Origin of the sequence: Tabrizicola sp. (genome assembly GCF_022842145.1) — a bacterium.
In the GTDB taxonomy this organism is placed as follows: Bacteria; Pseudomonadota; Alphaproteobacteria; order Rhodobacterales; family Rhodobacteraceae; genus Tabrizicola.
The window spans coordinates 38,561-65,330 of record NZ_JALHQD010000010.1 but is presented as its reverse complement, the minus strand read 5'-3'; the positions used below and the strand labels follow the sequence as shown (position 1 = coordinate 65,330).

Sequence of the window (26,770 nt, the reverse complement as noted above, 5' to 3'; positions counted from 1 at the left end):
AAGTCCACCGACGAGCGTCTAGGTGCCGTACAGCGTGCTCATGACAAGCCGGGTGGCGGCGGCGGCGTCCTGTCGCGCTTGTGCATCGGCCAGTTCCCTATTGCCTGCCATTGTGCGGGCAATGGCGCGCAGGCGGTCGGTCACGGCGATATTCGCCCGCGCCTCGCCGACAGGATCAGTGCCGCCGTGGTCGGGGAAGGTGTCGAAGTAGATCACCCCGTCATACCCCAGGCGATCCAGGGCCACGAACAGTTCCACCGTCTGCACGGGATGCACCGATCCTGCGATCAGCCCGTCGTCGCGCTTGCCGTAGCCGTCGTTCAGGTGGACCCCCAGGATGCGGCTGTGGCGGCCCGCCAGCATCGCCGCGCGGGCTGGCATCTCGCCGGCAAAAAGCATGTGGCAGAAGTCCAGCGTGACCCCGGTGTTCGGGCGCCCGACCTCGGCCAGACCCAACAGTGTCGTGGTCATGTCGGGCATGACGACATGGGCGCGGGGCTCGTTCGGCTTGTATTCGATGGCGATGTCAACGGACGCGTTGTGGTCGGCCACCTCGGCGATGGCGGCGATGGTGTTGTCCCACTGACGCGCGTAATCGACCTGGAACGAATAGTCGAAACCGTCCTGCCCCAGCCACAGCGTCATCAGCCGTCCGCCCATTTCGGCCAACGCATCGATTCCGCGCTTGGTCAGTTCAATGGCGGCACGGCGGGTGGTGGCCTCCGGGTGGGTGAAGGACCCGAGCCGAAAACCGGGGTCGGTGTAGTAGCGCATCGCCAGGCCGTTCAGCGCCATTCCGTTGTCGGCCAGGATACGCCCCAGCTCGGCCGGAGAATGGTGGTCGAAGTGGTCGGGATAATTCAGGTCGGCCGCATCAAGCCCCCCGACCTTGCCCGCGGCGGCGATCATCTGGGCCACGGTGTCGCCCTTCGTCTTGAACGCGTTCAGCCGGGTGGCGTAGCGCGGGCGATTGGGAAGGGTCATGACTGTCCTTGCGGTGAGAAAAGCTCGGGGTGGGCACGTTCCAGCGGCGCAAGGTAGGTCAGAAGCTGGCGCAGGTGGTGCTGGATGGCGCGGCGGGCGGCGTCGGGATCCTGCGCCTCGAAGGCGGCCAGGATCGCGCGGTGTTCGTCCAGCGTCGCCTGAAGCCGCCCCGCGACCGGCAGGATCAACTGGCGCGCGCGGTGGACGGAAAGCCAGGCCGTCTGCGACACCTGGGGCAGGCGCGGAAAGCCGGTGAAGGACAGCATCATCTCGTGCAACTGGCCGTCCAGCGCCATGAAGCCCTGCTGGTCGCCGTCCGCCACCAGCGCCTCCTGCATCCGGACGTTGCGGCGCAGCTCGCGAAGCTGGTCCTCGGTGATCATGGTGGCGACCCGCTCGGCGGCGGCGACCTCGATGGCCTCGCGGATGAAGGCACCTTCGCGGATGTCGGTCATCGACAGGCGGGTGACGAAGGTTCCGGCCTGGGGAACGACATCGACCAGCCCGTCGGAGGCAAGCTTTGCCACGGCGTCGGCCACCGGGCTGCGGGAGACGCCCAGACGCTCGCAGATGTCGGGTTTGCGGATGATGTCGCCGGGACGGTAGGCCAGCGTCAGGATCGCATGTTTCAGGCTATGGTAGACCCGCTGGCCGAGCGAGCCCTGAAACCGGTCCAGCGGCAGAAGCCGGTCCGCGGCATTCTCGTCTTGTGATCCGGTCGATTGGGGTTGTAGCATGCTAACATGTTAGACTCGATGGGCCGCCTGTCAAGAATGCCGGGCGGGCGGTGGTGGTGACAAGATGGCCGATGCTACTATCCGATTGCACGCGACTGACAACCTTGTCATCGCGCTGACCGACCTGCCGAAGGGGGCGACCCCGGCGGGTGTGACGGTGCCGCTGCCCGGCCCGGTGCCACGCGGCCACAAGCTGGCGACCAGGGCCATTGCCAGGGGCGAGATCGTCCTGCGCTACGGCCAGTCCATCGGCCAGGCGACCGAGGACATCCCCGAGGGCGGCCATATCCACAGCCACAATCTTGGGATGGGCCCGCACAGTTCCGATTACGCCATCGGCGAGCAGGCGGCGCCGCTGGAGCCGCTGCCGGTGCGGGAGTTCATGGGCTACCACCGTTCGGACGGCCAGGTGGGGACGCGGAACTATATCGGCATCCTGACCTCGGTGAACTGTTCGGGCTCGGTGGCGCGCTTCATCGCCGAGGCGGCCGAGAAGGACCCAGGTTTGTCGTCGATGCCGAACATCGACGGCTTCGTCCCCATCGTGCACAACACCGGCTGCGGCATGTCGGGGGTGAACGAGGGTTACGACACCCTGATGCGCACGCTGAAGGGCTATGCGCGGAACGCGAACTTCGGCGGCATCCTTCTGGTGGGGCTGGGCTGCGAGGTGATGCAGGTCCCGGACCTGGTCGGGCAGGGGCGGCTGCGGCCGGATGGCAACTTCCGCTACATGACGATCCAGGGCACCGGGGGCACGCGGGCCACGATCGCCAAGGGGCTGGAGGTCCTGCGCGAGATGGCAGAGGTCGCGTCGAAGGTCGCGCGCGCTCCGGCTCCGGTGTCGAAGCTGATCATCGGGCTGCAATGCGGGGGGTCGGACGGGTATTCCGGGATCACGGCCAACCCGGCGCTGGGCCATGCCAGCGACCTTCTGGTCCGGATGGGCGGCACGACGATCCTGTCGGAAACGCCCGAGATCTACGGGGCTGAGCATCTGCTGACCCGCCGCGCGGTCAGCCCGGAGGTCGGCGAAAAGCTGATCGAGCGCATCCGGTGGTGGGAGAACTACACCGCGATCAACGGCGGCGAGATGGACAACAACCCCAGCCCCGGCAACAAGCGCGGCGGGCTGACGACGATCCTGGAGAAATCGTTGGGTGCGGTGGCCAAGGGCGGCACGGCCCCTCTCAGCGGTGTCTACAAGTTCGCAGAACCGATCACCGCACCGGGCTTCGTCTACATGGACAGCCCCGGATATGACCCCTGCAGCGTCACCGGCCAGATCGCCAGCGGCGCCACGATGATCGTCTTCACCACCGGGCGCGGGTCGGTCTCTGGCTACAAGCCCAGCCCCTGCATCAAGCTTGCGACCAACACCGAGATGTATCAGCGGATGGCCGAGGACATGGACATCAACTGCGGTGACATCATCGACGGCACCAGCATCGAGGCGAAGGGCGCAGAGATTCTGGACAAGATCATCGCCGTCGCTTCGGGCGAACAGACGCTGTCCGAGGAACTGGGCTTCGGGGGGGCCGAGTTCGTGCCCTGGCAGATCGGCGCGGTGATGTAGCCGGGGAGGGGGTAAGTTGGGCAGTTCTTCAAGGCTGGTCCTGCGGGACCGGATGCGGGCCGCACAGGTCCTGACGTGACCGCCACCGTCCTCGTCGTCGGCAGCCTGCACTATGACATCATGGTCGAAGCCGACCAACTGCCCCGCCGGGACGAAACGGCCACCGGCAGTCGCTGGTATCCCAAGTTCGGCGGCAAGGGCGGCAACCAGGCGGTTGCGGTCGCCCGTGCCGGCGCCTCCTGCCGGATGTTCGGGGCGGTCGGCACCGACGATTTCGGGACCTTCCTGCGGGGTGCGCTGCAAGCCGGGGGGGTGGACGATGCCTTCGTGGCGACGATGACCAATGTCGGCTCGGGGATGAGCGTCGCGCTGGTGGATGCCGCGGGCGACTATGCGGCGACCATCGTCTCGGGCGCGAACCTTCTGGTCGATCCGGCCGGTCTGCGGCAACCGGCCCTCTGGCAGGACGTCGGGCTTTTGATCCTGCAGAACGAGGTCGAGGAAAGTCTGAACCTTGCCGCCGCCGCCGAGGCACGGCGCAGGGGCATCCGCACGCTTCTGAACGCCGCCCCGGCACGGCAACTGTCGGATGCATTTCTTCCCCTGATCGACGTGCTGGTCGTCAACGCGGTCGAAGCCGAGATGATGGGCGGGAGCCCTGTCTCGTCCCTGTCCAGCGCCGCGGCGGCGGCCCGGCGGCTGTCGGATCGGTTCGCGACCGTCATCGTGACGGCAGGCAGCCTGGGCCTGGCCGCGGTCCTGCCCGGGGACGGGGCGCTGGAACTGCCCGCCGAATCCGTCAAGGTCGTCTCCAGCCACGGCGCGGGGGACGCATTCATCGGTGCACTGGGCGCAGCACTGGTCCGGGACGTGCCGCTGCGCGAGGCCCTGCAAGGGGCATCGCACGCCGCCGCCCTGCACGTCAGCGCGTCAGGCTAAGCGGCCTGCGGTTTTTCGGGGTCTGCCGCACGGAAAGACTTTCCAGTCGGCAGACATCCCGCCACGATGTGCCGGCGACTGCCGGTCGGGGTTTGTGCATGGAACTTGGGCTTCAGAAGGCGGCAGTGATCGTCACCGGGGCGGCCAGCGGGATCGGCGCGGCAATCGCCCGCGCGCTTGCGGCCGAGGGTGTCGGCGGGCTGTTTCTGACCGACCGGGACGCCTCGGGGCTGGACCGGGTAGCGGCCGAGCTTGCGGCAGTCCCGGTCGCAACCCTGGTCGCCGATCTGGCCGAGGTTTTCGGTCCGGCGCAGATCGCGGCGGCGGCGGTGGCGCGGTTCGGGCGGATCGACGGGCTGGTGAACGCGGCGGGGCTGACGACGCGCGGCTCGTTCACCACAGGGACGGCCGAGATCTGGGACGCGCTTTTCGCGGTGAACGGTCGCGCGGGGTTTCTTCTGATGCAGGCCGCCATCGCCGACATGCAGCGGCGCAGGGCAGGGGGCGCAATCGTCAACATCCTGTCGATGAACGCCCATTGCGGCACCCCGGAGCTGGCGGTCTATTCGGCATCGAAGGGCGCGATGCTTACGCTGACGAAGAATGCGGCCCATGCCCATATGGCCGACCGCATCCGGGTCAACGGCATCAACCTCGGCTGGGTCGCGACCGAGACCGAGCACCGCATCCAGACCGCACTTCTGGGCGAAGGGTGGGAGGCGCAGGTTGCCGCGGCAGAGCCGCTGGGTCGCCTCGTCACGGCAGAAGAATGTGCCCGGCTGGCCCTGTTCCTTTTGTCCGACGCCTCGGTTCCGATCAGCGGCGCCGTGATCGACTTCGAGCAGCGCGTGGCGGGGGCGCGATGACCGACGCAAGCCCGCCCCGTGATTTCGAGGCCTTGCGGGCGGCGCTGGTGGCGCGGTCCGGGCGGCTCTCGAAGCGGCTGGCGCAGGTGGCGCAGTTCTTCCTGAACCACCCCGAAGAGGTGGCGGTCTCCACCCTGGTGCATCTGGCGGACCTGGCCTGCGTGCCGCCCGCCACGATCACCCGCTTTGCCAAGGAGCTGGGTTTCCAGGGCTTTTCCGACCTGCAGCTGGTGTTCCGCGAACGGCTGCTTGGCCCGCGCCTGCCCTATGCGGAACGCCTGTCCGGGCTGGGCGACGGTGATCTTGACCAGCCCGGCGCGGTCTTCGGCAGTTTCGTGCAAGCGGCGGTGCAGTCGCTCTTGCGGATCGAGGAGGCGCTGGACCGCGACCAGCTTGCAGCCTGCGTCGAGGTGCTGGCGACTTCCGAGGTCGTCCATGTCGCCGCCGCGCGGGGGGCGTTCGGTCTGGGGGCCTATACGGTCTACGGGCTGGGCAGCATTGGGCGGCGGGCGCAGCTGGTGGACAACCTTGGCGCGATGCGGGGGATGCAGGTGGCGGCGATGGGGCCGGGGGACACGCTTCTGGCGATGACCTTCGACGACTACACGCCCGAGACGGTCGAGGTCGTGACGCTGGCTGCCGCGCGGGGCAACCGGGTGCTGGTCATCACCGACAATGCGCTGAGCCCGGTGGCGGGGCTGGCGACGCATGTCCTTTACGTCAACGAAGCGCGGCTTGGCCATTTCCGCAGCCAGGTGCCGGCGATGATCGTGGCACAGGCGATGATCGTCGGGCTGGGACGCAGGCTGGGATCGGTTGAAACCGTTCAAAACCGGAAAATTGAGAATTCCATTGCATCGACTCGGCGGCTGGCCAAGGATGGTGGTCGCAGGTCCGGGGGGAGGACGACATGATGCACAGCCGGTTCGATTTCGCCGGGGCGGAAGTCGTGGTGGTCGGCGCAAGCCGGGGCGGGATTGGTGCCGCGATTGCCCGGTCCTTCCAGGATGCGGGCGCGGTGGTCGGGATCACCGGGGCCGAGGCGGAACCCGCACCCGAGGATGCGGCGCGCTTCGCCTATACTCAGCTTGACGTGACCGACGGCGCGGCGGTGAAGGACTTTGCTGCGCGGCATGACCGGGTGGATGTCCTGGTCAACTGCGCCGCGATCACCGCGCGCGGCGAGGAGATGGCACCGGAGTTCTTCGCCCACGTCGTCAACGTTAACCTGCACGGCACCTTCCGCATGGCCGAGGCGTTTCACGCCCCGCTGAAGGCGGCGAAAGGCGCGCTGATCAACATCGCCTCGATGTATGCGATGTTTGGCAGTCCGAAGAACCCGGCATATGGCGCGTCGAAAGCCGCCGTGGTGCAGCTCACGAAGTCGCTCGCGATTGCCTGGGCCGGGGATGGCATCCGGGTGAACGCGGTCGCCCCCGGTTTCATCGTGACCCAGCAATCGGCGCGCAGCCGGACCGACCCGGCGCATGTGGCGGCGGTGAACCTGCGGACGCCGATGGGCCGCTGGGGCCAGCCTGATGACATTGCCGGGCCGGTGCTGTTTCTGGCATCCTCGGCGGCGGGGTTCATGACGGGCACCTGCCTTGCCATCGATGGGGGATATTCCGTTGTCTGATCTTTCCACCATCGGCGCGGCTGTCGTCGGCACCGGCTTCATCGGCGCGGTGCATCTGTCCACCTTGCGGCGCCTGGGAATCCCCATCGTTGGCGTCCTTGGCTCCAGCGCCGCACGTGGCGCGGACCGGGCGCGGGCGCTGGGGGTGGCGAAGGCCTATGGCTCGCTGGATGAACTTCTCGCCGATCCGGCGGTGCAGATGGTCCATGTCACCTCGCCCAACGTCGCGCATTACCCGCAGGTCAAGGCGATCCTTGCGGCGGGCAAACACGTGATCTGCGAAAAGCCCCTGGCGATGACCTCGGCCCAGTCCGCCGAAATGGTGGCAATGGCGCGGGCCTCGGGCAAGGTCGCGGCGGTCTGCTACAACACGCGCTTCTATCCTTTGAACCAGCACGCCCACGGGATGATGAAGGCGGGGGAGCTTGGTGATCTGCGCCTGATCACCGGGCATTTCCATCAGGACTGGCTGGCCAAGGACACCGACTGGAACTGGCGGCTGGAGGCGGCAGAGGGTGGCCCGCTGCGCTCGGTCAGCGACATCGGCACGCATTGGGTGGACCTGACGAACTTCGTCACCGGGCAGAAGCCGGTGTCGATCATGGCCGACCTTGCGACCTTCATCCCCGAACGCCAGAAGCCGCTTGGCCCGGTCGAGACCTTCACCGCCACCAAAGGCCCCACCGAAACCCGCAAGATCGAGACCGACGACGCGGCGACCATCCTTCTGCGCTATGCCAATGGCGGGCGCGGGATGATGTCCACCAGCCAGATCAGCCACGGACGGCGCGGGCTTTTGTGCTGGGACATCTCCGGCTCCAAGGCTTCGGCCGCCTGGTCCGCCGAGCACCCCGAGGACCTGTGGATCGGCCACCGCGAGGCACCGAACCAGATCCTTCTGCGCGATCCGTCGTTGATGAACCCGACCGGAGCCGCCGCCGCCTTCATGCCCGGCGGCCACCCCGAAGGCTTTGCCGACACCTGGGCCGCCTTCTTCACTCAGGTCTACCGCGACGTCGCACGTGGGGGCAGGGGGGCGGACTCCACCTGGGCCACCTTTGACGACGGCCATTACGAGATGCTCTTCTGCGATGCGGTGCTGGCCAGCGCCGCCAGCGGCACCTGGGCCAACGTGGGATAAGACAGATGCAGCTAGGTATCCTCACCGCACCCTTCGCCGACACGCCCCTGGAAGCAGTGGCCGACTACGCCGCCAGCGCCGGTTTCGAGGCGCTGGAAATCGCCTGCTGGCCGCAAGCCGGCGGCGAAAAGCGCCGCTACGCCGGGACCGCGCACCTGCCGATCGAGGATATGTCCGCCTCTCGCGGGTCGGAAATCATGGGGATGCTCCGCGCCAAGGGCCTGAGCGTCTCCGGACTTGGCTACTATCCGAACCCGCTGCACGCCGACGCCGTCCACCGCGAGGCGGTAATTGGCCACCTCAAGAAGGTCATCACGGCGGCCAGCCTGATGGGCGTCAAGGTTGTCAACAGCTTCGTCGGCGGCGACCGCAGCCTTACGGTGGACCAGAACTGGACCCGCGCCACCGAAATCTTCGCGCCCATCGTCGCCCACGCGAAAGCCAGCGGCGTGACGCTGGCGTTTGAAAACTGCCCGATGATATTCAGCCACGACGAATGGCCGGGCGGGCACAACATCGCCTACGCCCCCCGCATCTGGCGGCGCATCTTCGACACCTGGGGCGATGCCGTCGGCATGAACTACGACCCCTCCCACCTGGTCTGGCAGATGATCGACGCGGGCCGCTTCGTCCGGGAATTCGGGTCGCGCATGGTCCATGTCCACGCCAAGGACCTGATGATCGACCGCGACGGGCTTTACGACCACGGCATCCTGTCGGCGGGGATGGGCTGGCAGATCCCGCGAATGCCCGGCCTTGGCGAAGTGGACTGGCAAGATTTCTTCGCCACCCTCTATCGCGCGGGCTACGATGGCTCCATCATCATCGAACACGAGGACCGCGACTTCGAAGGCTCGGACGAAAAAATCAAACGCGGCTTCGCGCTGGCTCGGGACATCCTGCGCCCCTACGTCAAGTAAAACCACTACCAACGATCTGGGAGGATCACCATGAAACGACTGCTTCTTGGAACCGCGATGGCCCTGGGCCTGGCCGGAATGGCGCAAGCCGAGGGCTACAAGATCGGCATCTCGAATACCGTTCAGGGCAACGGCTGGCGCGAGCAGATGGTCTGCGCGATGAAGGCCGAAGCTCTGGCTTCCGGCAAGGTCGAAAGCTTGAACATCGCCCACCGCAACACCGACGCCGCGGGCCAGCTTGAGGACATCCGCAACCTGATCCAGGCCGGCGTCAACGCCATCGTCGTCAACCCCTCGAACGCCGAAGGGATCAACGCGGCGATCAAGGAAGCGACCGATGCCGGCATCGTCGTCGTCGCCGTCGACCAGGCCGTGACCGAGCCTTCGGCCTACATCCTGTCGAACAACCAGACCGAATATGCCTATCTGGGCGCCAAGTGGCTGTTCGAACAGATGGGCGGCAAGGGTGCGGTCGTCTACATGCGCGGTGCCGCCGGCGCGGGCGCCGACAACGACCGCGACGTCGGCTTCAAGAAGGCGATGGCCGAGTTCCCGGAAATCACCGTGGCGCAAGAGGTCTTCACCGGCTGGCAGCAGGACCAGGGCAAGCAGCAGATCAACGACATCATCGCGGCGGGTGTCCCGTTCCAGGGCATCTGGACAAGCGGAATCGACAACGTGATTGTCGATGCGCTGGTTGAAAGCGGCGCGCCGATGGTGCCGGTCGTGGGTGCCGACAACGCGGGCTTCGTCGGCCAGCTGTCCTCGGTCGAAGGGCTGCAGGGTGCTGCCGTCACCAACCCCGGCTCGGTCGGTGGTGCGGGTGTCGCGCTGGCGATCCAGATCCTTGACGGCAAGATGCCGGCCGAGAAGACCGTGCTCGTCGACCCGGCTCTGTGGGAAAACGTGACCGAGGAAGGCAAGGCCAAGCTTGCCGCCGCGGCGAACCCGAACCTGTCGCCCGAATGGCCGGTTTCTGTCTCGATCGAGGGCTGGACCAACTACACGATGGACCAGATCATCGCCTGCAAGGGCCCGGGCGAGTAAGCCTGCCCGGCTGATCCAATCCGGCCCCCGGTCCAGCACCGGGGGTCGCCTTCCCTTGTCCGAAAGCCTGCCATGCCGGATGCCGCCTTCGACGCCGTTCTTGACGCCACGGGTGTCGCCAAGCGCTTTGGCGCGGTCCAGGCCCTGAAGAACGCCTCGTTGCAGGTCAGACGTGGCCAGGTGGTCGCCTTGATGGGCGCAAACGGCGCGGGGAAATCCACCTTCGTCAAGATCCTGACCGGGGTGCTGAAACCCGATGCGGGCCACGTCAGGATCAAGGGCCGCGACAGCACCGTCGCCAACCCTGCCGGGGCGCGGAAATGGGGGCTGGTGCCGGTCTACCAGGAACCCTCGCTGATCCCCGACCTTTCCGTCGCCGAAAACCTGCGCCTTGGCGACACCCCGATGGAGCCGTTCCGGCATTGGGTCCGCGAGCTTGGCCTGCCCGACCTCTCCTCGGACGAGATGATCCGCACGTTGCCCTTGGCATCGCTGCGCATCGTCGACCTCGCCCGCGCGCTGGCGCTGGAGCCGGATGTGCTTTTGCTGGACGAACTGACCGCAGCCCTGCCGACCGACCTGGTGGACCGCGTGCTGAAGGTCGTCCGTGCTCAGGCCGATGCGGGCCGGTCCGTCATCTATGTCTCGCACCGGTTCAACGAGATCGCCGCGATCTGCGACCGCGCCACCGTGCTGCGCGATGGCCTCACCGTGGGCGACGTGAAGATCGAACCGGGGATCGAGGACCGCATCGTCGAGATGATGCTTGGCGGAGCCGTCGCTGCGGCGGTCGCCGAAGAACGCCCGGTGAAGCCGGTCCCCGCCGTGACGCCGCGCCTTCGCGTGCGAAGCCTGAGGACCGGCACGCGGCTGACCGACGTTTCCTTCGACCTGCACAAAGGGGAGGTCCTTGGCGTCGTGGCGCTGGAAGGGCAGGGCCAGGATGAACTGTTCGACGTCCTCGCCGGCAACCGCAAGGCCAGTGCCGGGGCGGTCGAGGTCGACGGCAACCGCAAGTCCTTCACCCATCCCGCCGACGCCATTGCCGCCGGGCTGACCCTGGTTCCCGGCGACCGGGCGCATGCGCTTCTGATGTCCCGCTCGGTCCGCGAGAACATCGCCGTGCCGCTCCTGGCCCGCATGCGGAACTGGGGCGCGATCCGGATGGGCGAGGAAGCCACCAAGGTCAACGCCGCCATCGAGACGCTGCAGATCGACACCCGCGCACAAGGCGAGGTCCGCCGCCTCTCCGGCGGCAACCAGCAGAAGGTCACCATCGCCCGCTGGATCGCCAAGGGGGTGCAGACGCTTCTTCTCTTCGACCCGACACGCGGCATCGACATCCGCACCAAGCGGCAGATCTACGCGCTGGTCCGCGACCTGGCCGACCAGGGTGCGGCGGTCCTCTTCTACACCTCGGAACTGGCCGAGATCCGACTGGCCTGCGACCGCGCCGTGGTGATCTTCAACGGCCGGGTGGTGGACATCATCGACGCAAAGGACGCCGACGAGGCCACCCTGATGCGCGCGGCTTACGGGCTGACCGAGAAGGCCCCGGCATGACAATCCTGTCCCTCCTGCCCGCCCACACACCCTCTCCCCCGCGGGGGAAGGAAAGCGCCCGCCGCCAAAGGGTCCACGCAACACCCACCCCAAGCGGCTTGCGCTGCCTCAACCGGTCCGAAGGCAGAAGATCTTGGGAGAGCCCGGTGCTGCCGTACATCTCGGCGGCTTTCCGGTCGCGGTCGGCCCGCTTGCGCGCGTTTTCGGCATCGGCCAGCGCCCGGCAATTCCGCCCATCCGACCATCCTTTCATCTTTGCCCAAGTATCCCCGCCGGAGGCATCTCCGAGCCGCTTTGCGTCCTTCACGCAAAGCGGCGAGACAAAAGGCGCGCGCCGCAAGGCGCTCAATCTGACAGCCGCCCTTCCCCGACGCGATGGGGCCAGGCCATGAAGCGCTGGATCGACGCCAACACCTGGACCCTCGGCCTCGCCGTCCTCCTCGCGATCCTCCTCGTGAGCACCAAGCTGATCCAGCCCGACTTCGGCGCCTCGGGCCTCGACAGCCTGGCCCGGGCCGCCCTCCCGTTTGCGCTGGCGACAGTGGGCATGGCCATCGTTGTCCTTGCCGGCGGCATCGACCTCTCCATCGCGGCGATGATGGCCGTCGCCAGCGTGACCGGGGCCGTGCTGATGGAGGGTGCGTCGGATGGCCAGTCGGTGCTGATCGTCCTCGGCGTCCTGCTTCTTGGTCTCGCGATGGGCGCCATCAACGGTTTGCTCATCACCGTTTCCAAGGTGCCCGACATCGTCGTGACCCTTGCCATGCTCTTCGTCTGGCAGGGCGTCGCCCTTCTGATCCTGAACGCGCCGGGAGGCGGTGCGGCGCCATGGCTGCGCGCCCTCTCGGCCGGAGGCATCCCAGGGATCGACTGGCTGCCCCGCGCCGTGGTCTTTCTGGCCATCATCACCGCCCTGATCTGGGTCCCGATCCGCCGCTCCAAACTGGGCCTCCGGCTCTACGCCATCGGCTCCGACCCGCTGGCCGCCTTCCGCTCGGGCGTGCCCGTCGGCCAGACCCGGATCATCGCATACGCCCTTTGCGGGTTGTTCGCTGCCCTCGGCGGCCTCAGCGTCACCATGTCGACCGGCATCGGCGAGCCGATCCCAGGTCCCTACCTCCTCGCTTCGGTTGCCGCCGTAGTCCTTGGTGGTGTGGTGCTGGGCGGCGGCAGGGGCGGCATCCTTGGCCCCATCCTTGCCGTCTTCATCCTGCGCACGGTGCGGATGGACCTGACGCTTCTTTCCGTCGACCCCAACGTCGCCGCGATCATCGAGGGCACGATCATGGTTGCCGTGGTGATGTTCGGCGCGGTGCTGGCGACACGAGGGCACAAGACATGACCATGACCGACACCCCCACCACGATGTCCCGCCTTGGCCGCCTGATGGTCGACCGACCGCTGCTGCCGCTGATCGGCCTTCTGATCGTGCTGGTTGCCGTCCTCGCGATCCTGAACCCCGGCGTCCTCAGCATGTTCTGGGCCTCGAACACGCTGAAGATCGCCATTCCGCTGGCGATGCTGGCGGCCTGCCAGACCATGACCATGCTGACCGGAGGCATCGACCTTTCCGTCGGCACCGCCGCCACCATCTCGGCCTACCTGACCGCGACCCTGGCCCCCCTGATCGGGGTCCCGCCCGCCATCGCCATCGCCCTGGCTTCGGCCGTCCTGATCGGCCTGGTGAACGGCTTCGGCATCGCCATCTGCCGCGTCCACCCGCTTATCATGACGCTTGGCACCGCGCTGATCGCCACCGGCTGCCTCCTCGTCTACCAGCGCTACGTCATCGCCACGGGGGTCCTGATCCCCGACGCCCTCCTCTGGCTCGGCACCGGCCGCACCTTCGGGTTGCCGAACAGCCTCGCCCTCTTCATCCCCTTCGCCATCCTGATCATCTGGGCGCAGCGCCGCAGCGGCTTCGGGCGGCTCCTTTACGCCATCGGCGCGAACGAGGCTGCCGCGCGACTCTCCGGAGTCCGCGTCTGGCAGGTCCACCTGACGCTCTACACGATCTCCAGCCTCATCGCCGGGATCACCGGCCTTCTCTACCTCGGCCAGATCAAGACCGCGTCCCTGTCGCTGGCACTGCCCCTCGACCTTCCCTCCGTCGCCGCAGCGGTCATTGGCGGCACCTCGATCTTCGGCGGGCGCGGCGGCTACGGCGGCACCATCGTCGGGGCGCTGATCCTGACCGTCCTCACCTCGATGCTGACGCTGATGCAGATCCCCGAGGGCGGCCGCCGCATCCTCTTCGGCCTGATCATCCTTGCCGTCACCGCGCTTTTCATCCGTCTGACCGAACGCAACTGAAAGGGCTTTTCATGGCACCGTTCCGCATCGTCGGCATCAGCTTCGACCACATGCACATGGGCGACCTCTTGCGCTGCGTCCATGACCACCTCGATGCCGAGATTGCCGGCATCTTCGATCCAGACCGCGCCACCATGCAGCGCGCCGTCGACACGTTCGGCATTCCCGAAGACAGGGTGTTCACCGATTTCGACGCCTGCATGAAAGCGACGAGACCCGACCTCGCCATCCTCTGCGCCGCAACGGCGAACCACGCCGGTTACACCAAGCGCCTCGCGGCCTACGGCGTCCATGTCTTCGTCGAGAAACCCTTTGCGTCATCCGTCGCCGACGCCCGCGCGATGATCGAGGCCATGCCTTCGGGCAAGACCCTTGCGATCAACTGGCCGCTCCGCTGGGTCGGATCCCACGTCACCGCGAAGCGTCTGGTCGACGAAGGCCTGATCGGCGAGGTGATTGAGATCCACTCCTACGGCGGCAACCGGGGCCCGCTTTACCATTTGGCCGACAAGATCGAGGTCAGCCGAGAGGAGGTCGAACGCCAGAAGCCCTCCTCCTGGTGGTACAAGCGCGCCTCCGGGGGCGGCAGCCTTCTCGACTACCTCGGCTATGGGGCGACGCTCGGCACCTGGTACCGCAACGGCGAGGCCCCGCTGGAAGTCACCTGCGTCACGGATGAAACCCCGGGCATCGAGGTCGACCAGCACGCCATCGTCGTCTGCCGCTATGCCAAGGGCCTGTCGAAGATGGAGACGCGGTGGGGCACATTCACCGACCCTTGGGTGATCCAGCCGCAGCCGAAATGCGGGTTCATCCTGGTCGGAACGGAAGGGACCATCGCCAGCTGGGACTATGCCGACCACGTCACCGTGCAGACCCGCGCGAACCCCGAACCGCATTCGATTCCGGCCGATCCCCTGCCGCCCGGCGGCCGCAACGCCATCGAATACGTCCTTGGCTGCATCTCGCGCGGGGAACCCCTGACCGGCCCGCTTGACCCTGCCGTCAGCCTCATCGGCCAGCGGATCGTCGACACCGCGGCCCAATCCGCCCGCGAAAAGCGCAGCCTGCCGCTGGTGCCATGAGCGAGCCAGACGTCGACGCCTATGCCCTTAAGTCCGCCGCGGTGTGGGAAGTCGCCGCGCCGGACCTGCGCTACCAGCCGCCCATGCCCCGCGCCTACCGCCCGCGCATCGGAGTGATCGGCGCCGGGGGCATCGTTTCCGCCCACCTTGACGCCTACCGCACGGCGGGATGGGAGGTTGCGGCGATCTGCAACCGGACGCTCTCCAAGGCCGAAGCGAAGGCTGCCGAATATGCGCCACGGGCCCGCGTTACCGACCGCTGGCAGGAGGTCCTCGACGACGCATCCATCGACGTGGTGGACATAACCCCGCACCCTGCCGACCGCCTGCCGATCCTCGAAGCGGCCCTTCGCGCCGGAAAGCACGTGTTGTCGCAGAAACCCTTCGTTCTCGACCTGGAACAGGGGCGGGGCCTCGTCACGCTGGCGCGCGAAAATGGCGTCAAGCTTGCCGTCAACCAGAACGGCCGCTGGGCCCCGCACCTGGCCTGGATGCGTGAGGCCGTGCGCGCAGGTCTGATCGGCGACGTCATCAGCGCCCATGTCTCGATCCACTGGAACCACGGCTGGATCGCCGGGACGCCCTTCGAGCAGATCGAGGACCTGATCCTTTACGACTTCGGCATCCACTGGTTCGACTTCTTGCGCAGCGTCATCGGAGCCCGCGCCCAATCCGTCTTCGCCACCGCCGCCCATGCCACCGGGCAGACCGCCGCCGCGCCGCTCCTGGCGCAATGCCTGGTGCAGATGGAGGGTGGGCAGGCCTCGCTGGTCTTTGACGGGTCCACGCCGCACGGCCCGCGGGACACGACCTTCATCGCCGGGACGAAAGGCAGTCTGCAAAGCGATGGCGCTGACCTGGGCCAGCAGTCGGTGACCCTCACCACCGCCGCGGGGAATGCCCGACCCAGGCTGGACGGCACCTGGTTCAACGACGGCTTCCGGGGCGCGATGGGGGCGCTCCTGGTCGCCATCGAGGACGACACCGAACCGGCCAATGGGGCGGAGGAGAACCTTGACAGTCTTGCGCTGGCTTTCGCGGCGATCCAGTCCCGCCGGCAAGGGCAGGCGGTTCGGGTCGGAACGGCCACCCGCCTGATCCTTTAGCCATGCAGGACAAGGTTTCCGGTGCCTTCATTGTGATGAACTTGCCATCAACTCGCGCCGGATTCTGTGGCAGGCTCCTGCGCATCACGCCTGAAGGGATGCGACAATGACCCGATCCGTACTGACCCGCCGCCATCTTCTGCTTGCTGGTGGCGCGTTTGCAGCCCTGCTGGCCGGCCCGGGCCGCGCTGCGGTGGGCGAGGTTGCCGTGCATGTCCGAAAGGACCCCGACTGCGGCTGCTGCACCGCCTGGATCGACATCCTGAAGGCCGAGGGTTTCCCCGCCACGGTCGAAATGGTGCCCGCCGATCAGCTTTTGGAGTTCAAGCTGGCGCAGGGCATTCCCGAGGCGATGGTCTCCTGCCACACGGCCGAGGCAGGTGGATATCTGATCGAGGGCCACGTGCCCCCCGCCGACCTCCGCCGCCTGCTGGCCGAAAAGCCCGACGCGCTGGGTCTTTCCGTCCCCGGAATGCCCTGGGGCTCCCCCGGCATGGGCCCCGAAGCCGAGCGCGAGGCCTATGAGGTCTACCTGATCGCCCGCGATGGCAGCACAACCGTCTTCACCAGCTACCCCGCCGCCTGAGCCTTTCCGGTCCCGCCCGCAGGTGCTAAGCCTGCGCTCAAAGCGGGAGGACACGATGGACAAGGTGGCACTGATCACGGCGGGCGGCTCGGGCATGGGCGCGGCCGCGGCGCGGCGGCTGGCGGCGGATGGCTACCGCGTGGGCATCCTGTCGTCCTCCGGCAAGGGCGAGGCGCTGGCAGCGGAACTGGGCGGCATCGGCGTGACCGGGTCGAACCAGAACGCCGGTGACGTCGCCCGCGTCGTTGATGCGGTGGCGGCGAAGTGGGGCCGCGTGGACGTTCTGGTCAACAGCGCCGGACATGGGCCAAGGAAGCCGCTTCTCGACCTCACGGACGAAGACTGGCAGGGCGGGATAGACGTCTACTTTTTGTCCGCGATCCGCCCGATCCGGCTGGTCACGCCGCTGATGCAGGCGCAGAAGTCCGGCTCGATCATCAACATCTCCACCGCCTGGGCCTTCGAGCCGTCGCCGATGTTCCCGACCTCGGCCGTCGCGCGGGCGGGGCTTGCAGCCTTCACCAAGATCTACGCCGATACCTACGCCCCCGAGGGCATCCGCATCAACAACATCCTGCCCGGCTGGATCGACAGCCTGCCCGCCACCGAGGAACGCCGCCAGTCCGTCCCGATGGGCCGCTACGGTCGCGCCGAAGAGATCGCCGCGACGGTGGCCTTCCTCGCCTCGGACGGCGCGGGCTACATCACCGGCCAGAACCTGCGCGTCGACGGTGGGATCACCCGCAGCGTCTGAGCCCGATTGCATGAACCGCCCGCCCGCGCTATCCCGGATAAAACACGTGGGGGAAACATGAGCCGCGCATTCGTCTTTCCGGGGCAGGGCGCCCAGACCATCGGGATGGGCCGCGCCTTGGCCGAGGCCTATCCGGTCGCCAAGGCGGTGTTCGACGAGGTGGACAGCGCACTGGGCGAGAACCTGTCGCAGCTGATCTGGACCGGCGACATCGCCGAACTGACCCTGACCCAGAACGCCCAGCCCGCGCTGATGGCGACCTCCATCGCCGCCCTCCGCGCGCTGGAAAGCGAAGGCTTCGGCCTTGATCAGGCCAGCTTCGTCGCCGGACACTCGCTTGGCGAATACTCCGCCCTCTGCGCCGCCGGGTCGCTGACCCTGTCGGACACCGCGCGCCTGCTCCGCATCCGGGGCCAGGCCATGCAAGAGGCCGTGCCCGTCGGCATCGGCGCGATGGCCGCCCTTCTGGGCCTCGATTTCGAAACCGCCACCCAGGTCGCGCAGGAAGCCGCCCAGGGCGAGGTCTGCCAGGCCGCCAATGACAATGACCCCGCGCAGGTCGTCGTCTCGGGCCACAAGGGGGCCGTCGAACGCGCGCTGGAGATCGCCAAGGCCAAAGGCGCCAAACGTGCGCTGCTGCTGCCCGTCTCCGCCCCCTTCCACTGCGCCCTGATGCAGCCCGCCGCCCATGTCATGGCCGAGGCGCTGGCCGCGGTCCCGATCGGCAAACCTCGCGTTCCGGTCGTGGTCAACGTCCGCGCCGAAGCGGTGATGGAACCCGATCGCATCCTCGACCTTCTCATCGCGCAAGTCACCGGCTCGGTCCGCTGGCGGGAAAGCGTCCTCTGGATGGAAAAGGCCGGCGTCACCGAATACTGGGAAATCGGTGCCGGAAAGGCGCTGTCGGGGATGATCAAGCGCATCTCCGCCGGAGCCACCACCCGCGCCATCGGCACGCCCGAAGACATCGCCGCCCTCAAGGCGTGAAGGAGACCAGAATGTTCGACCTGACCGGCAAATCCGCTCTTGTCACCGGGGCCTCTGGCGGCATCGGCGCCGATATCGCCCGCGCCCTGCATGCGGCCGGGGCCACCGTGGGCCTTTCGGGCACCCGCGTGGAACCCCTGGAGGCGCTGGCCGCCGAACTTGGTGCCCGCGCACACGTGCTGCCCTGCAACCTGTCCAATCCCGAGGATGTGGAAGGCCTGGTGAAACGCGCGGCCGAAGCGATGGGGGCGGTGGACATCCTGGTCAACAACGCCGGGATCACCCGCGATGGCCTCGCGATGCGGATGTCGGACGACGACTGGCAATCGGTGATCGATGTCAACCTGACTGCGCCCTTCCGTCTGTCCCGCGCCGCGATCCGGGGGATGATGAAGGCGCGCTGGGGCCGGATCATCAACATCTCCTCGGTCGTCGGGCGCGCCGGCAATGCCGGTCAGGCGAATTATGCCGCGTCCAAGGGCGGGCTTGTCGCGCTGTCGAAGTCGCTGGCCGAAGAGGTTGCCAGCCGGGGCATCACCGTCAACTGCGTGGCGCCGGGGTTCATCGAAACCCCGATGACCGAAAAGCTTAACGAGGCGCAGCGCGCGACGATCCTCGCTTCGGTCCCCGCGGGGCGGATGGGCACACCGCAGGAAATCGCGGCGGCGGTCCTTTACCTCGCGTCGCAGGAAGCCGCCTACGTGACTGGTGCGACACTGCACGTCAACGGCGGCATGGACATGGTTTGACGCGCCCGCAGCGCAAGTCAGGTTAAAGCGTTTGCCATGTGGCGCGACCCTTGCTATAGGCGCGCAGGATTGAGGCCCGGTGACGGGCAGAACGAAAAGGGCCGGGAGTTTCCCCCGCCAAGATAGAGGAATAGACATGAGCGACATCGCTGATCGCGTGAAGAAGATCGTCGTCGAGCATCTGGGCGTCGAAGCGGACAAGGTCACTGAATCGGCCTCGTTCATCGACGATCTGGGCGCGGATTCGCTCGATACGGTCGAGCTGGTCATGGCTTTCGAAGAAGAGTTCGGGATCGAGATCCCGGATGACGCTGCCGAAACCATCCAGACCTTCGGCGACGCGGTGAAGTTCATCTCGGAAGCCGCCTAAAAGGCATCCGTCCTTTGCGGGACAGCAGGGCACCCTTCGGGGTGCCTTTTGCGTTTCAGCGGGTATAGACTGGCGCGATCCTTACTCCGCACAGGACTGGCCATGGCATTTCCAGACTTCTTTTCCGCCTTTCCGGCCCTTGATGTACCGTTTCCCGACGACGTGGTCAGCTCGCAGGCCGTCCGCTCGGAGGCGGGGCTGGTCGTCTTCTTCACCTTCCACCGCGACATGGCTTTGCCGATGCACGCACATGGCGCGCAATGGGGCACCGTGGTCGAGGGCGAGATCACCTTGACCATCGGGGATGAGACCAAGGTCTATCGACCGGGCGACCACTACAGCATACCTGCCGGTGTCCAGCATGGCGCCCAGATCAAGGCGAGGACGCGGGTCATGGACGTCTTCCAGGAAGCGGACCGCTACCCGCTGCGCAGCTGAGGCGACCGCATCCCCGGCGCTTGCTTGCCGAGCCGCCTTTCCTCGGCTTGCGGAGGATCATCGGTGCGGGCCACTCTGGCCCCCTGGAAAGTGGAGGGGATCATCATGACCGGCAATAGCGCATTGGGCATGATGTTCGGTGCCTCGCATGTCGAAACCTTCATGGGTCTGCCCCGCAGCCGCGACCTGTCGCGCCTCACGGCGAAGATGGCGCTGATCGGCGCGGATGGTTGCACGCCCTATCCTTCGGTCGGATTTTACTGTGCGGGCGGTCCGGCGGCCATCCGCGCGGCGGGGGCGGCCTATGCGGCGAACCTGGCGCACATGAACTTCGATCTCGGCGGGCCGGTCTTTCCGGGCGGGGTCTCTGCGGTGGATGCGGGCGACCTGCCGCAGGACATCGCCGACCCCGCAGGCAACCGCGCGCGGATCTTCGGGGCTGTCAGTCAGATTTTGGACCGGGGCGGGGTGCCAATGCTGATCGGGGGCGACGACAGCCTGCCGATACCGATGCTGGAAGCCTACGGCGCGCGGGGGCGGGGCTACACGGTCCTGCAGATCGACGCGCATATCGACTGGCGCGACGAGGTGCAGGGCGAACGGCTGGGCCTGTCCTCCACCATGCGCCGGGCCTCCGAAATGGACCACATCGACGCGATCATCCAGGTCGGTCAGCGCGGCATCGGCTCGGCCCGCGTGCAGGACGTGACGGACGCGGAAACCTGGGGGGTGGGCTTCGTGCCTGCGGGCGAGGTGGCGCGCTACGGGATCAGCCGCGCGCTGGATCTGATCGCCGAAGGGGCCGAGGTGATCGTCTGCCTCGACCTTGACGCGCTGGACCCAGCTGTCATGCCCGCGGTGATCGGCCGGACGGCGGGGGGCCTTGGCTACTGGCAGGTGCTGGAGCTGATCGCGGGCGTGGCGGAGAAGGGCCGGATCGTGGGCTTCGACATGGTGGAGTTCATGCCCGCCCGCGACATCGACGGGCAGGGCGCGGCGGTGGCGGCGCAGATGCTGGCCGGCGTGATGGGCATCGTCGCGCGGCAGGGGTGATGGTTAAGGCTTTCTGAACGTCCGCAGCCACGGCGTTGATTTCATTGCCCCTGAAATAGCGGCCACGCGTGGCGCAGCCATCGGCCCGCCGATCTCGTTGCCCCAAGGTTGCGCGGGTTCGGGGGGCCGTGTATCACCCGGAAAAGCCTGATCCGTGAGGGAGAGCAGAATGCGGCGTGTCGTGGTCACCGGTCTTGGAATGGTCACCCCTCTGGCCTGCGGGGTCGAAGAAACCTGGTCCCGCCTGATCGCCGGCCAGTCCGGTGCGGGAACGATCACCAAGTTCGACAGCTCGAACGTCGTGACCCAGTACGCCTGCGAGATCCCGATGGGCGACGGCTCAAACGGCTCCTTCAATCCCGACGACTGGATGGAGCCGAAAGAGCAGCGCAAGGTCGACGACTTCATCATCTACGGGATGGCCGCCGCCGTGCAGGCCGTCCGCGATGCCGGCTGGGATGACATCCCGGAGGAGGAGAAGCTCCGGACCGGCGTGATGATCGGGTCCGGGATCGGCGGGCTGAATTCCATCGCCGCCACGGCGGTCCTGATCAAGGAAAAGGGCCCGAAGCGGGTCTCGCCCTTCTTCATTCCGGGCGCGCTGATCAACCTCGTTTCCGGGCAGGTCTCGATCCGCTTCGGCTTCAAGGGGCCGAACCATGCCGTCGTCACCGCCTGCTCCACCGGCGCGCATGCCATCGGGGATGCGGCGCGGTTGATCATGTGGGGGGATGCCGACGTGATGGTCGCGGGTGGGGCGGAAAGCCCGATCAGCGAGATCGGGATCGCCGGGTTCAACGCGTGCAAGGCCCTGTCCACGAAGCGGGCCGACGCGCCGGAGACGGCCAGCCGCCCCTATGACGCCGACCGCGACGGGTTCGTGATGGGCGAGGGTGCCGGGATCGTCGTCCTGGAGGAGTACGAACACGCCAAGGCCCGCGGTGCGAAGATCTACTGCGAGGTTCTTGGCTACGGCCTTTCGGGCGACGCCTACCACATCACCGCGCCGTCCGAGGACGGGGATGGTGGCTATCGCAGCATGGCGGCCGCGTTGAAGCGGGCGGGGCTGGAGGCGTCGGACATCGACTACATCAACGCCCACGGGACCTCGACGATGGCCGATACCATCGAACTTGGAGCGGTGGAGCGGCTTCTGGGCGACCATGCACCGCAGGTGACGATGTCGTCGACGAAGTCCTCGATCGGACACCTGTTGGGAGCGGCGGGTGCGGTTGAGGCGATCTTCTGCGTGCTCGCGATCCGCGACCAGGTCGCGCCGCCGACGATCAACCTGGACAATCCGGCGGTGACGCCAAAGCTGGACCTGGCGCCGAACAAGGCGGTCAAGCGCAAGATCGACGTGGCGCTGTCGAACAGCTTCGGCTTTGGCGGTACCAATGCGAGCCTTGTCCTGGGCAAGGTGCGCTGAGGGATGTGGCGGTCGGTCGCCTCGAACGCGCTGACGCTGTTCATCGTGCTTCTGGTCGCGATGGCGGCCCTGGTCGCCTGGGGGCGGAACGAGTTCGTGGCACCCGGACCGCTGGCCCAACCGATCTGCCTGGAGGTGGAGCGGGGTGCCTCGCTGTCGGCGGTGAGCCGCAGCCTGGAAGAGCGGGGCGCGATCAGCGACGCGCGCATCTTCCGGATCGGTGCAGAATATGCCGACCGGGCAGATGACCTGAAGTTCGGCAGCTACATGGTCGACGCCAATGCCAGCATGTCCGAGGTGCTGGACGCGATCACGGCAAGCGGCAGGTCCACCTGCGGGCGAGACCTGAACTTCCGGATCGGCGTGAACCGGGCAGATGTCGTGCTGAGCGAACTGGATCTGACCACCAACTCCTATGCCGAAGTCACCCGCTTCGATGCTGGAACCGACCCCTTGCCGCCGGAGTATCTGGAGGTTTCGGACGATCCGGCGTTGGTCTTCCGCGTGACGGTCGCCGAGGGCGTGACCAGCTGGCAGATTGTCGATGCCCTGAAGAAGGCGGACTTTCTGCAAGGTTCGCTGGAGACGGTTCCTCCGGAAGGGTCTCTGGCGCCGGGCGGTTACGAGGTGGAGCGCGGCAGTGAGCGCGGTGCGATCATCGCCGAGATGACCGAGCGGCAGGCGGCAGTCCTGGCCGAGGCCTGGGCAGGCCGGGCCGAAGGGCTGCCCTATGACACTCCGGAAGAGGCGCTGATCATGGCCTCGATCATCGAGAAGGAAACGTCGGTTCCCGAGGAGCGGGGCCGCGTGGCCAGTGTCTTCGTCAACCGCATGCAGCAAGGCATGCGGCTGCAGACCGATCCGACGGTGATCTACGGCATCACCAATGGCGAAGGGGTGCTTGGCCGCGGTTTGCGGCAAAGCGAGCTGCGCCGCGAGACGCCCTACAACACCTATGTGATCGACGGTTTGCCACCGACCCCCATCGCGAATCCCGGAGAGGCCTCGATCCGGGCGGCGGTGGATCCTGATACGACGGATTACATCTTCTTCGTGGCAGATGGCACCGGCGGCCATGCCTTCGCGCAGACGCTGGACGAGCATAACGAGAACGTCGCCCGCTGGCGTGCAATCGAAGCAGAGCGGGGTGCTGCGGAAGAAACCGGCGTGCAGGGCGAATGAAGGTTAACGCTTCCTGAAGGGAGCGTCCTGTCAAGCCATTGATCTAATTGTGTTTTTAGCTTGACTTGCCGCGCGGTCTGATGTAGACCTTTTGGCATGCTAGAAGAAGTGTCGAAGCGGCCCGGGGTGCCTCCCCGTTGGCCGCTTTTTCATTTCCTTCGTGCGGGGGCAGCATGAGGGGTGACGGGACTAGATGACAGTGAGGTTCACGGGGGACGTGCCCGCGCCAGAGGATGTCCTGGGGGTCACGGAACGGCTTTACGAAGATGCGGTCATCGAACTTGAACGGACGATGACCGCCCTGAAGGCCGGGGAATTCAACGAAGTGAAGGCGGCACAGGATGCGATCCGCGATCTTCGCGAGACGGCGCAGCATGTGCTGCGGGAAAGGGGAAAAGTTGACCAACTCCGCAAGCAGATCGCCGGCCACATCGGAGCCGGAGGGGCGCTCGACCTTGACGAGGCCCGAGTTGAAATCGGGCGCCGCCTGGCTTGCCTCCGCGGCGCCGGAGGAAGTGGATGAATTCCTGTCTGGCTTAAGCCAGAACGCGTTGCTGGCGCTGCCTTGGGTCTTCGAGTTCTGGGCGCTGCCGCATCAGCTGCCGCCACGGGGGGCCTGGAAGACCTGGGTCATCATGGGTGGTCGGGGTGCGGGCAAGACGCGGGCCGGGTCGGAATGGGTTCGGGCGCAGGTCGAGGGCGCCGGGCCTGCCGATCCGGGCAAGGCCAAGCGGGTGGCGCTGGTGGGCGAGACCATCGATCAGGCGCGCGATGTGATGGTGTTGGGGGAGAGCGGGATCATGGCTTGCTCGCCGCCGGACCGGAAGCCGGAGTGGCAGGCGTCGAAGCACCAGTTGCTGTGGCCGAACGGTGCCGTCGCGCAGGTGTTTTCGGCGCATGAGCTCGAGGCGATGCGGGGGCCGCAGTTCGATGCGGCTTGGGCGGATGAGCTGGGCAAGTGGAAGAAGGGAGCCGAGGCCTGGGACCAGCTGCAGTTTGCCCTGCGGCTGGGGCGGAACCCGCAGGCGGTGGTGACGACGACCCCGCGCAATGTGGGGGTCTTGAAGGCGATCCTGAAGAACCCGTCGTCGGTGATTACCCATGCGCCGACCGAGGCGAACCGGGCCTATCTGGCGGAAAGCTTCCTGGCCGAGGTGCAGGCGAGGTACGGCGGGACAAAGTTCGGCCGGCAGGAGCTGGAGGGTCTGCTCATCGAGGAGGCGGACGGGGCGCTTTGGACATCCGCGATGCTGGAAGCGGCTCGCGTGGACCAGATGCCGCAGGTGAACCGGATCGTGGTGGCGGTTGACCCACCGGTGACATCGACGAAGTCGAGCGACGAGTGCGGCATTGTGGTCGTCGGCGCGGACACGCGCGGCGAGCCAAAGGATTGGCGCGCGGTGGTTCTGGAGGATGCCTCGGTGAAGGGCGCCTCGCCCGAGGGCTGGGCGCGGGCGGCGCTGGCGGCGATGGAGCGGCACGGGGCGGACCGGCTGGTGGCCGAGGTCAACCAGGGTGGCGACCTGGTGGAGCAGCTGGTGCGGATGATCGATCCCTTGGTGCCGTTCCGCGCGGTCCATGCGACACGGTCGAAGATGCTGCGGGCCGAGCCGGTGGCGGCTTTGTATGAGCAGGGCCGGGTTGCCCATGTCCGTGGCCTGGGGCCGCTGGAAGAGCAGATGGGCAGGATGACGGCGGTGGGCTGGCAGGGGGCGGGGTCTCCGGACCGGCTGGATGCGCTGGTCTGGGCGCTGACCGACCTGATGCTGGCCCCGTTGCATGGCGGCCGGCCCAGCGTGCGGTCGCTTTAGCGGATCTAGGGAATTGGCAGGTCATATGACCGGGCGCTTCAGGCAGCCCGGATTGTCGGGCGCTGCCTGCGGCATGAAGGAGTGCGAGGATGGTCTTCGATTTTCTGCGGAAGGCGCCGGTAGAGGCGGTTCCGGAACGCAAGGCCTCGGCCGTGGGCCGGGTGATCGCCTGGGGCAATGCGGGCCGCGTGGCCTGGAGCCCGCGGGACGTGGGCAGCCTGACGCGGACCAGCTTTCAAGGCAACCCGATCGGGTTCCGGGTGGTGCGGCTGATCGCCGAGGCGGCGGCGGCGCTGCCGTTGGTGTGCCAGACGCATGAGCAGCGGTTCGACACGCATCCGGTGCTGGACCTGATCAGCCGCCCGAACGGGGCGCAGGGCCGGGCGGAGTTTCTGGAGGCGGTCTATGGCTACCTTCTTCTGGCCGGGAACGCCTATGTCGAGGCGGTGCCGGGTGTCAGCGCCGTGCCGGGCGAGTTGCATGTGCTCCGGTCGGACCGGATGAACCTGGTGCCGGGCACGGACGGCTGGCCGGTGGCTTATGACTACACGGTTAGCGGACGGACTCACCGTTACGATGTGACGGGCGAGGTGAGCCCGATCTGCCATCTGAAGACGTTCCACCCGCAGGACGACCACTACGGGTTCTCGCCGATGCAGGCGGCGGCCTTGGCGGTGGACGTCCACAACAGCGCCTCGGCCTGGTCAAAGGCGCTGCTGGACAACGCTGCACGGCCGTCAGGGGCGATTGTCTACAAGGGCGCTGATGGGGCCGCCGCGCTGTCGTCGGACCAGTATGACCGGCTGGTGAGCGAGATGGAGGCACACCATCAGGGCGCGCGGAATGCCGGGCGGCCGATGCTGCTGGAGGGCGGGCTGGATTGGAAGCCGATGGGGTTCAGCCCGTCGGACATGGAGTTCCAGAAGACCAAGGAAGCCGCCGCGCGGGAGATCGCGATTGCCTTCGGCGTGCCGCCGATGCTGCTGGGGATTCCCGGCGACGCGACCTACTCGAATTACCAGGAGGCCAACCGTGCCTTCTATCGGCTGACGGTGCTGCCGCTGGCGACAAAGGTGATGGCTGACCTGGCGCACTGGCTGTCGCGGTTTGCGGGTGAGGCGGTCGAGCTGAAGCCGGACCTGGATCAGGTCCCGGCGCTGGCGTCCGAGCGGGACCAGCAATGGGCGCGGGTCGCGCAGGCCGATTTCCTGTCCGTCGCCGAAAAGCGAATGCTTTTGGGACTGCCTAAGGTGGCAGACGACGAATGACAGCGCGTCGGACCGAAGGAGGTTCGCGCTTCCTGTATGAAAGCTTCGACGCGGCGGCGGCGCGGATCGAAGCGAACGAACGCGTCGCAGAAGAGCGCTGGGCCGGTCTTGGATACCGACTGGGGCTGATCGAAGCGACGCTGGAGCGGCTGGAGAAACGGATCTGGGTCGGCGTCTACGGTGTGGCGGCGTTCCTGTTGGCGCAGATGGCCGAGACGGTCTGGACCTGT

At 67.1% G+C, this 26,770-nt stretch carries 27 protein-coding genes and 1 pseudogene; 25 read left to right on the top strand and 3 right to left on the bottom strand.

The genetic code is table 11. The features are described from left to right. Positions 1 to 18: 18 nt before the first annotated feature. Entirely contained in the window at positions 19 to 984 is a 966-nt protein-coding gene (locus Q0C42_RS19245; protein ID WP_295079881.1) for a sugar phosphate isomerase/epimerase family protein, read from the bottom strand. Then, positions 981 to 1,721 (bottom strand): GntR family transcriptional regulator, encoded by a 741-nt coding sequence (locus Q0C42_RS19240; protein ID WP_295079879.1) that lies wholly within the window; start codon positions 1,719 to 1,721, stop codon positions 981 to 983. The genes Q0C42_RS19245 and Q0C42_RS19240 overlap by 4 nt, the downstream gene beginning before the upstream one ends. Positions 1,722 to 1,785: 64 nt before the next feature. On the opposite strand from Q0C42_RS19240, the gene Q0C42_RS19235 reads away from it, so the two are divergent. The 9 genes from Q0C42_RS19235 to Q0C42_RS19195 all read left to right on the top strand — a co-directional run bounded on the left by Q0C42_RS19235 (position 1,786) and on the right by Q0C42_RS19195 (position 11,409). Beyond that, positions 1,786 to 3,297 carry a UxaA family hydrolase gene (locus Q0C42_RS19235; RefSeq protein WP_295079876.1) on the top strand — a complete coding sequence of 504 codons (1,512 nt, stop codon included), beginning with the start codon at positions 1,786 to 1,788 and terminating at the stop codon, positions 3,295 to 3,297. 75 nt (positions 3,298 to 3,372) lie between these two features. Then, entirely contained in the window at positions 3,373 to 4,236 is an 864-nt protein-coding gene (locus Q0C42_RS19230) for a PfkB family carbohydrate kinase (RefSeq protein WP_295079873.1), read from the top strand. Between the two features lie 98 nt (positions 4,237 to 4,334). Then, complete coding sequence (locus Q0C42_RS19225) at positions 4,335 to 5,102, top strand: oxidoreductase (protein WP_295079870.1); 768 nt, start codon at positions 4,335 to 4,337, stop codon at positions 5,100 to 5,102. Further along, a complete protein-coding gene (locus Q0C42_RS19220) occupies positions 5,099 to 6,016 on the top strand; it encodes a MurR/RpiR family transcriptional regulator (protein ID WP_295079867.1) in 918 nt (305 codons plus the stop codon). The genes Q0C42_RS19225 and Q0C42_RS19220 overlap by 4 nt, the downstream gene beginning before the upstream one ends. After that, positions 6,013 to 6,738: an SDR family NAD(P)-dependent oxidoreductase gene (locus tag Q0C42_RS19215; RefSeq protein ID WP_295079864.1), complete on the top strand. Its 726-nt coding sequence runs from the start codon at positions 6,013 to 6,015 to the stop codon at positions 6,736 to 6,738. The genes Q0C42_RS19220 and Q0C42_RS19215 overlap by 4 nt, the downstream gene beginning before the upstream one ends. Further along, positions 6,731 to 7,879: a Gfo/Idh/MocA family oxidoreductase gene (locus Q0C42_RS19210; RefSeq protein WP_295079861.1), complete on the top strand. Its 1,149-nt coding sequence runs from the start codon at positions 6,731 to 6,733 to the stop codon at positions 7,877 to 7,879. Before Q0C42_RS19215 ends, Q0C42_RS19210 begins: the two co-directional genes overlap by 8 nt. Before the next feature lie 5 nt (positions 7,880 to 7,884). After that, positions 7,885 to 8,799 (top strand): sugar phosphate isomerase/epimerase, encoded by a 915-nt coding sequence (locus Q0C42_RS19205; protein ID WP_295079858.1) that lies wholly within the window; start codon positions 7,885 to 7,887, stop codon positions 8,797 to 8,799. Between the two features lie 30 nt (positions 8,800 to 8,829). Then, a complete protein-coding gene (locus Q0C42_RS19200) occupies positions 8,830 to 9,846 on the top strand; it encodes an ABC transporter substrate-binding protein (RefSeq protein WP_295079855.1) in 1,017 nt (338 codons plus the stop codon). Positions 9,847 to 9,918: 72 nt separating this feature from the next. Continuing rightward, positions 9,919 to 11,409 (top strand): sugar ABC transporter ATP-binding protein, encoded by a 1,491-nt coding sequence (locus Q0C42_RS19195; protein ID WP_295079852.1) that lies wholly within the window; start codon positions 9,919 to 9,921, stop codon positions 11,407 to 11,409. Positions 11,410 to 11,530: 121 nt separating this feature from the next. On the opposite strand, the pseudogene Q0C42_RS19190 reads toward Q0C42_RS19195, so the two are convergent. Continuing rightward, positions 11,531 to 11,632, bottom strand: a pseudogene (locus tag Q0C42_RS19190) (nucleotide exchange factor GrpE); the annotation flags it as partial. Positions 11,633 to 11,797: 165 nt separating this feature from the next. On the opposite strand from Q0C42_RS19190, the gene Q0C42_RS19185 reads away from it, so the two are divergent. The 16 genes from Q0C42_RS19185 (at position 11,798) to Q0C42_RS19110 (ending at position 26,540) form a co-directional block, all read left to right on the top strand. Continuing rightward, positions 11,798 to 12,751 carry an ABC transporter permease gene (locus tag Q0C42_RS19185; protein WP_295079849.1) on the top strand — a complete coding sequence of 318 codons (954 nt, stop codon included), beginning with the start codon at positions 11,798 to 11,800 and terminating at the stop codon, positions 12,749 to 12,751. Continuing rightward, complete coding sequence (locus Q0C42_RS19180) at positions 12,748 to 13,722, top strand: ABC transporter permease (protein WP_295079846.1); 975 nt, start codon at positions 12,748 to 12,750, stop codon at positions 13,720 to 13,722. The genes Q0C42_RS19185 and Q0C42_RS19180 overlap by 4 nt, the downstream gene beginning before the upstream one ends. An 11-nt stretch (positions 13,723 to 13,733) precedes the next feature. Continuing rightward, positions 13,734 to 14,807 (top strand): Gfo/Idh/MocA family oxidoreductase, encoded by a 1,074-nt coding sequence (locus tag Q0C42_RS19175; RefSeq protein ID WP_295079843.1) that lies wholly within the window; start codon positions 13,734 to 13,736, stop codon positions 14,805 to 14,807. After that, entirely contained in the window at positions 14,804 to 15,913 is a 1,110-nt protein-coding gene (locus Q0C42_RS19170) for a Gfo/Idh/MocA family oxidoreductase (RefSeq protein ID WP_295079818.1), read from the top strand. The genes Q0C42_RS19175 and Q0C42_RS19170 overlap by 4 nt, the downstream gene beginning before the upstream one ends. Positions 15,914 to 16,019: 106 nt before the next feature. Then, positions 16,020 to 16,499, top strand: coding sequence for a DUF411 domain-containing protein (locus Q0C42_RS19165; RefSeq protein ID WP_295079815.1), 480 nt, complete (start codon positions 16,020 to 16,022; stop codon positions 16,497 to 16,499). 55 nt (positions 16,500 to 16,554) lie between these two features. Beyond that, on the top strand, positions 16,555 to 17,253 hold the full coding sequence (locus tag Q0C42_RS19160) for an SDR family oxidoreductase (RefSeq protein ID WP_295079813.1): 699 nt from the start codon (positions 16,555 to 16,557) through the stop codon (positions 17,251 to 17,253). Between the two features lie 57 nt (positions 17,254 to 17,310). Further along, positions 17,311 to 18,240, top strand: a complete 930-nt coding sequence (gene fabD, locus Q0C42_RS19155) for an ACP S-malonyltransferase (RefSeq protein ID WP_295079812.1) — start codon at positions 17,311 to 17,313, stop codon at positions 18,238 to 18,240. An 11-nt stretch (positions 18,241 to 18,251) separates the two neighbouring features. Then, positions 18,252 to 18,989: a 3-oxoacyl-[acyl-carrier-protein] reductase gene (gene fabG / locus Q0C42_RS19150; RefSeq protein ID WP_295079809.1), complete on the top strand. Its 738-nt coding sequence runs from the start codon at positions 18,252 to 18,254 to the stop codon at positions 18,987 to 18,989. Positions 18,990 to 19,125: 136 nt separating this feature from the next. Continuing rightward, positions 19,126 to 19,359, top strand: a complete 234-nt coding sequence (locus tag Q0C42_RS19145; protein ID WP_128515501.1) for an acyl carrier protein — start codon at positions 19,126 to 19,128, stop codon at positions 19,357 to 19,359. A 102-nt stretch (positions 19,360 to 19,461) separates the two neighbouring features. Further along, complete coding sequence (locus tag Q0C42_RS19140; RefSeq protein ID WP_295079806.1) at positions 19,462 to 19,797, top strand: cupin domain-containing protein; 336 nt, start codon at positions 19,462 to 19,464, stop codon at positions 19,795 to 19,797. Positions 19,798 to 19,902: 105 nt separating this feature from the next. After that, a complete protein-coding gene (locus Q0C42_RS19135) occupies positions 19,903 to 20,850 on the top strand; it encodes an arginase family protein (protein ID WP_295079803.1) in 948 nt (315 codons plus the stop codon). Positions 20,851 to 21,019: 169 nt separating this feature from the next. After that, positions 21,020 to 22,279: a beta-ketoacyl-ACP synthase II gene (gene fabF, locus Q0C42_RS19130; RefSeq protein ID WP_295079800.1), complete on the top strand. Its 1,260-nt coding sequence runs from the start codon at positions 21,020 to 21,022 to the stop codon at positions 22,277 to 22,279. A gap of 3 nt (positions 22,280 to 22,282) precedes the next feature. Continuing rightward, positions 22,283 to 23,461: an endolytic transglycosylase MltG gene (gene mltG / locus Q0C42_RS19125; RefSeq protein ID WP_295079797.1), complete on the top strand. Its 1,179-nt coding sequence runs from the start codon at positions 22,283 to 22,285 to the stop codon at positions 23,459 to 23,461. Positions 23,462 to 23,654: 193 nt separating this feature from the next. Beyond that, complete coding sequence (locus Q0C42_RS19120) at positions 23,655 to 23,984, top strand: hypothetical protein (protein ID WP_295079795.1); 330 nt, start codon at positions 23,655 to 23,657, stop codon at positions 23,982 to 23,984. Then, positions 23,977 to 25,272: a terminase family protein gene (locus Q0C42_RS19115; protein ID WP_295079793.1), complete on the top strand. Its 1,296-nt coding sequence runs from the start codon at positions 23,977 to 23,979 to the stop codon at positions 25,270 to 25,272. Before Q0C42_RS19120 ends, Q0C42_RS19115 begins: the two co-directional genes overlap by 8 nt. A gap of 89 nt (positions 25,273 to 25,361) precedes the next feature. Beyond that, a complete protein-coding gene (locus Q0C42_RS19110) occupies positions 25,362 to 26,540 on the top strand; it encodes a phage portal protein (protein WP_295079790.1) in 1,179 nt (392 codons plus the stop codon). The last annotated feature ends 230 nt before the right edge of the window (positions 26,541 to 26,770 follow it).